The 6194-nt window shown below is 62.4% G+C and carries 4 protein-coding genes; all 4 read left to right on the forward strand.

Annotation, left to right across the window (positions count from 1 at the left end):
- The coding region (locus HX846_RS26545; RefSeq protein ID WP_178966415.1) for an LLM class flavin-dependent oxidoreductase at nt 1-978 on the forward strand (978 nt) is incomplete at its 5' end.
- Nucleotides 979-998: 20 nt separating this feature from the next.
- Entirely contained in the window at nt 999-2048 is a 1050-nt protein-coding gene (locus HX846_RS26550) for an ABC transporter substrate-binding protein (protein ID WP_177068942.1), read from the forward strand.
- Between the two features lie 126 nt (nt 2049-2174).
- Nucleotides 2175-3233: an ABC transporter substrate-binding protein gene (locus tag HX846_RS26555; protein ID WP_003212534.1), complete on the forward strand. Its 1059-nt coding sequence runs from the start codon at nt 2175-2177 to the stop codon at nt 3231-3233.
- A gap of 331 nt (nt 3234-3564) precedes the next feature.
- The gene (locus tag HX846_RS26560; RefSeq protein ID WP_087693871.1) at nt 3565-5829 is read left to right on the forward strand and encodes a TonB-dependent receptor; all 2265 of its coding nucleotides are present in this window, start codon (nt 3565-3567) and stop codon (nt 5827-5829) included.
- Nucleotides 5830-6194: the final 365 nt, after the last annotated feature.

The raw sequence follows: 6194 nt of genomic DNA on the forward strand, positions 1-6194 counted from the left end.
AAAGCCGCCGAACTCGCCGGCTTCGAAGGCGCCCTGCTGCCCACCGGCCCCGAACCATGGATCGTCGCCGCCGCCCTGGCCCGAGAAACCCGGCGCATCAAATTCCTGATCGCCTTCCAGGCCACCTGGACCCTGCCCGCCTACGCCGCCCAACAAGCTGCGATCCTGCAAAACCTCAGCCGTGGCCGCTTGGAGTGGAACATCATCACCGGCGGCAACCCCGCCAGCCAGCGCGCCAACGGTGACTTCCTCGAACACGACCTGCGCTACAAGCGCACCGGCGAATTCCTCGACATCATCCAGGGCCTCTGGGAGCACGAAAAATTCTCCTACAACGGTGATATCTACCAACTGGAAAACGGCGCTCTGCCCCACGGCCTGCACCACGAACGCAAGCCCGGCGTGTACTTCTCCGGTTTCTCCGACGCCGCCCTCGACGTCGCCGCCAAACACGCCGACGTGTACCTGAACTGGGCCGAACCCATCGACAAGCTCAAGCCACACATCGAGCGCGTACGCGAATTGGCCGACAAACAAGGCCGCACCGTGCGCTTCGGCCTGCGGGTAGACCTGTTCGCCCGGGAGACCGAGGAGCAAGCCTGGAAAGACCTGCGTCGCCAGTTCGACAAGCTCGAAGGCAAGAGCAGCCAGGTCGCCAAGGGCTTTACCAGCGGCTCGGACTCGGTCGGCGGCGCACGCCAGACCGCGTACCACCAGAACGTCGACCGCTTCGATGACCTGATCATCGGTCCCAACCTGTGGGCCGGTTTCGCCAAAGCCAAACCGGGTCCGACCGTGGGCCTGGTCGGCAGCCACCAGAACATCGCCGAGCGCCTGGTGGAATACCGCGACGCCGGCTTCTCGACCTTCATCCTCGCCGGCAATCCACACCTGGAAGAAGCGTTGCGCATTGGCCAGGAAGTCCTGCCGCTTGTGCACCAACGCCCGGCGATCCAACCTTTGAAAGCCAGCGCCTGAACGCTGTGGGAGAACTCCTGATGACCCAACCTCTCGATACGCTCTGGTACACCCGCTGCCCCGTGCCCACCGGCCTGGGCATTGCAGTGCAAAAAGGCTGGCTGCAAGACACCGTCGGTGCCCTGGGCACCGAGGTGCAGTCGCTGCGCGAGTCCGATGACAAGGCGGTGCGCGAATCGCACTTCGATCACACCCTGCGCAATTCGGTACGCCATGGCGGCAATATCCCGGCGATCTGGGCCCGCGCCCAGGGCCGGGAAACCCGAGTGATCGGCCTGTCGTGGGCAGATGAAGTGCAACTGATCCTGACCCGCCAGGACAGCGGCATCAAAACCGTCAAGGACCTCAAGGGCCGTACTTTCGGCTTGCCGGACTGGGCCGGCGCACAGATCGACTTCACCCGCGCCCAGGCCCTGCGCGGCCTGGAAAACGCGTTGTCACTGGAAGGCCTGAAAGTCGGCGACGTGAAGCTGAAGAACTTCCGCTACGGCGGCACCTTCAGCGATACCCCGGTGCGCAATATCGCCGGTACGCCAGTCACGCAAAAAGTCAGCGAACGTAACCTGGAGCTGATCGGCCTGCTGCGCGGTGAAGTCGATGCAATCTTCCTCAAGGGCGCCCACGCCGCCCAACAGGCTCATGATTTCGGCCTGCACTCGGTGATCGACACCGGCTCGCACCCGGACCCGCTGATCCGCAGCAACAACGGCACGCCGCGTACCCTGGCGGTGGACCTGAACCTGCTGGAAAACCACTTCGACGTAGCCACCGGCATTCTTGACTCGGTCCTGCGCGCCGAGCAATGGGCCCACACCCACCCGGAGGAAACCCGGCGCTACCTGGCCCAGGAAACCAACAGCAGTGAGTATTGGGTCACCGCCGCCTACGGCAACGACGCCCACTTGCGCCTGCGCACCGAACTTGATGAACAGGCAATTGCCGCGCTGCAGGACTTCACGCATTTCCTGCACCGCTGGCGCTTTATCCCGAAAAGCTTCGACGTGCGTGAATGGATTGATGCACGGCCGCTGGAAGCACTCTTGAACGGCAAAACCGCGCTGGCAGGCTAACCCCTGTAGGAGCCGGCTTGCCGGCGATGACGGCCTTGAATGGGGTATTGACCTTTCGGGCCTTATCGCCGGCAAGCCGGGCTCCTGCAAAGGTTTCCTATTTCATGGATTTGAACGAAGACCCTTATGAGCAAACCACTCGATACTCTCTGGTACACCCACAGCCCGGTTCCCACCGGCCTTGGCATTGCTGTGCAGTCCGGTCGCCTGGCCGAGGCGTTCCTGCCTTTTGGCACCAATATCCAGTCGTTGCGCGAGTCCACGGAACGGGAAGTTCGCGAGGCACATTACGACCATCACCTGAAAAACTCGGTGCGCCACGGCGGTAATATCCCGGCGATCTGGGCCTACGCCAGTGGCGTGGAAACCCGGGTGTTGGGTTTGTCGTGGAGCGACGAGGTGCAGTTGATCCTGACCACCGCCGAGAGCGGTGTGCGCAGCGTGCGCGACTTGAAAAACCGGCGCTTCGGCCTGCCGAAATGGGCCAACGTGCAGATCGACTTCACCCGTGCCCAGGCCCTGCGCGGCCTGGAAAACGCCCTCAAGCTCGAAGGCCTGGAAGTCTCGGACGTAGAGCTGGTGGACTACCCCTACGGGGGCACCTACAGCGACAACCAGGTGCAATACGTCTACGGCTCCCCGGCGAGCCTGGGGGTGAGCCGCTTCAGCCGGCGCAACAACGAACTGATCGGCCTGCTGCGCGGTGATATCGACGCGATCTTCCTCAAGGGTGCCCACGCCGTGCACCTGGCCAACGAGTTCGGCCTGCATGTGGTGGTGGACACCGGTTCGCACCCGGACCCGCTGATCCGCTCCAACAACGGCACGCCACGCACCCTCACGGTGGACATCAACCTGCTGCAGGAGCACTTCGACGCCAGCGTGAAAATCGTCGACACCGTGCTGCGCACCGAGCAATGGGCCTGGGCCAATCCGGACGAGACCCGGCGCTTCCTGGCACAGGAACTCAACACCAGCGAGTACTGGGTAACCGCGGCCTACGGCGAAGATGCCCATCGTCGGCTGCGTACCACGCTCGATTCGCGCTCCATCGAAGCCTTGCAGGATTTCACCGATTTCCTGCATCGCTGGAACTTCATTCCACGGCGCTTCGATGTGCGCGACTGGATTGATTTCAGCGTGCTGGAAAAGGTCATCGGCTCCACCTCCCGCGTGGCTGTTTGACCTCCCCCATGTAGCAGCTGTCGAGCCCCGGCGAGGCTGCGTTTGCGGTGTGTCAGATACACCGTTTACGCAGCCTCGCCGGGGCTCGACAGCTGCTACGGCAACACCTCCCCTGCTGCTCCAGCAGCACCCTCCAAGCAACTTCTGCTGAATCTTCGACAGGCTTTTCAAGCGGCCTTCGGCTGCGCTTTCAATTGTTCGAAAACGTCCTCTTCTTGAATTTTTTAATCGTTATATATCAATATCTTACAACCATGTATCGACCCTGAAATCTGCTTGGCACGATCTCTGCTCTAACCCCTTCAAGGAAACTTTTCCGGGGGAGATTTCAATGCACACACTTAATCCAATCACCAAGGGCCTGTGGCTCGCTTTACTGCTGGCAGGCGGCACCGCCAGCGAACATCTGCTGGCCGCCGACGCTGCCGAAAACGATGCAGGCAAAACCGAACCGTCGCTGAAGACCGTGACCGTCACCGCACAACACCGGGAAGAAACCCTGCAAGAGGTTCCGGTCGCGGTGTCGGCGGTACAAGGCACCAGCATCATTGCCGACGGCGTGCGGTCGATGGGCGATATCACCACCTTCATTCCCAACGCCTCGGCGAAAAACCCCGACGGCGACGGGCGCCCGCGCTGGTACATCCGTGGCCTGGGCACCGGCGACACCGGCGCGGCCACTGTGTACCCGGTGGGCATCTACGCCGATGACGTGTACCTGAACGCACCGATTGCCGGTGGCGGCCCGCTGTTTGACCTCGAACGCATCGAGATCCTGCGCGGCCCCCAAGGCACGCTGTATGGCAAGAACACCACGGCCGGCGCGGTGAATATCATCTCGAAGAAACCGACCTTCGACACCGACGGCTATGGCACGATCGGTTTTGGCAGCAAGAACGAACGCATCGTCAATGGCGCCATCGGCGGCACCCTGGTTCCGGAAAAACTCGCGGCGCGGATCTCGCTGTACTCCGAGGAACGCGACGGTTTCCAGAAAAACCTGATCGACGATCACACCTACGGCGACGTCAACAAAAAGGCCGTGCGCCTGCAATTCTTCGCCCAGCTCAACCCGGACCTGGACGCGCTGTGGAAGATCCACAGCCGCGAGTTCAAGGGCGACGGCGCCAACGGTGCGCTGACCCTCGGCCGCTACTACAACGTGGGCTACACCCGCCCCGCCGGGCGCAATATTGCGCTGAACGTGGACGACGACTCCAAGCTCAACCATGACGGTACTTCGCTGACCCTCAACTGGCACCTGGGCGACTACACCCTCACGTCCATCAGCGCCTACGACTACATCCGCGGCCAGTCCAGTGGCGATGCCGACTACACGCCCTACGAGGTCAACGGCACCTCTACCGCCGACAACAAATACACCCAGTACTCCCAGGAAATCCGCCTGGCCTCGCCCCAGCAGGAAACCCTGCGCTGGTTGGCCGGCGCGCACTATTTCCATGAAGACCTGGACAGCAGCGCCGGACGCTTTATCGCCCCGGGCCCGACACCCAATGGCACCGGCTCGAACCAGGTCAACGGCGCGACGGACTTTCGCGACCTCAATTACAACCACACCACCGACAGCTACGCGCTGTTCGGCAACCTGACCTACGACCTCACCGACAACTTCAGCGTGACCGGTGGCCTGCGCTGGACCCAGGAAAAGAAAGACATCGACCTCAACCTCACTCAGTTGACGCGCGCCACCGCCAATGGCCCGCTGATTCCCCTGGGCGGCGTCGGTACCAACGGCAACCGCCAGGAAGACAAGACCTGGGAAGCCTGGACCTATGACCTGACCCCGGAATACCGGATCAACGACAACGTGCGGGTGTTCTTCCGCTATGCCCACGGCTTCCGCTCGGGCGGCTTCAACACCGGGCTGTCCACCAGCCTGTCGCAGCTGACCACGGTGGACCCGGAACAACTCGATGCCTACGAATTCGGCGTGAAGTCCGAGTGGTTCAACCATCGCCTGACGGCCAACGCGAACATCTTCTACTACGACTACTCGGACATTCAGGTCAACCTGCTGACCGTCAACAACGGCGTACTGACCACCGCGCTGACCAACGGCGCCAAGGGCAAGGTCAAGGGCGCCGAGCTGGAACTGGAAGGCCAACCCACCGACTACCTGCACCTGCGGGCGGCGATTTCGTTCCTGGATACCGAATACACCGACTTCAAAAACACCAACCCCAACACCGGTGCGGTCACGGGTGACTACAGCGGCAACAGCTTCGTGCGCTCGCCGCGCAACGTGGTGTCGCTGGGTGGCGACTACACCATCCCGCTGGAAATCGGCGGCAAGCTGGTGGCCGGTGCCGACGTGAGTTTTCGCGACAAGGAATACTTCCTCGCCGACCGCCAGAGCAGCGCCGACAAGGACTTGAGCCAGCCGCACTACACCTTGGCCAACAGCCGCCTGACCTGGTACAGCGCCGACGAAAAACTCAGCGTCACCGGGTTTGTGAACAACCTCACCGACCGCCGCTATCAGGTGCATGGCCGGCCGAACGGCGGGCTGGGGCAGTACGTGATCACTTACGGCGACCCACGCACCGTGGGGCTGAGCGTGACCAGCCGCTTCTAACTTCAGCCGCCGGACACTATTCACCAAACGCCGGAGATCAAATGTGGGAGCTGGCTTGCCTGCGATAGCGGTGGGTCAGCCAACCATTATGTGGCTGTGCCGCCATCATCGCAGGCAAGCCCGCTCCCACAGTTGACCTTCTTTGTTTGAGCCATAGCGCCCGGCCGCCATCGTCAACACGCTTCGAAAGGACCTTTCTATGTTCCAACGTACTCCGTTGGCCGGCGCCATCGCGCTGGTCATGGGCAGCCTTGCCGTGCCTGCTGTAGCCGCCGATGCGCAGCCCACTGCCAAGACCGACAAGCTCGACACCGTGGTGGTACTCGGCACCCGCCGCAGCGACGTCACCGCCCTGCAAAGCGCCG

The organism is Pseudomonas sp. K5002 (genome assembly GCF_013386655.1).
Lineage (GTDB): Bacteria > Pseudomonadota > Gammaproteobacteria > Pseudomonadales > Pseudomonadaceae > Aquipseudomonas.

Coding starts and splice junctions, on each gene's coding strand:
- HX846_RS26550 (WP_177068942.1), top strand. CDS start 999: ATGACCCAACCTCTCGATACGCTCTGGTACACCCGCTGCCCCGTGCCC.
- HX846_RS26555 (WP_003212534.1), top strand. CDS start 2,175: ATGAGCAAACCACTCGATACTCTCTGGTACACCCACAGCCCGGTTCCC.
- HX846_RS26560 (WP_087693871.1), top strand. CDS start 3,565: ATGCACACACTTAATCCAATCACCAAGGGCCTGTGGCTCGCTTTACTG.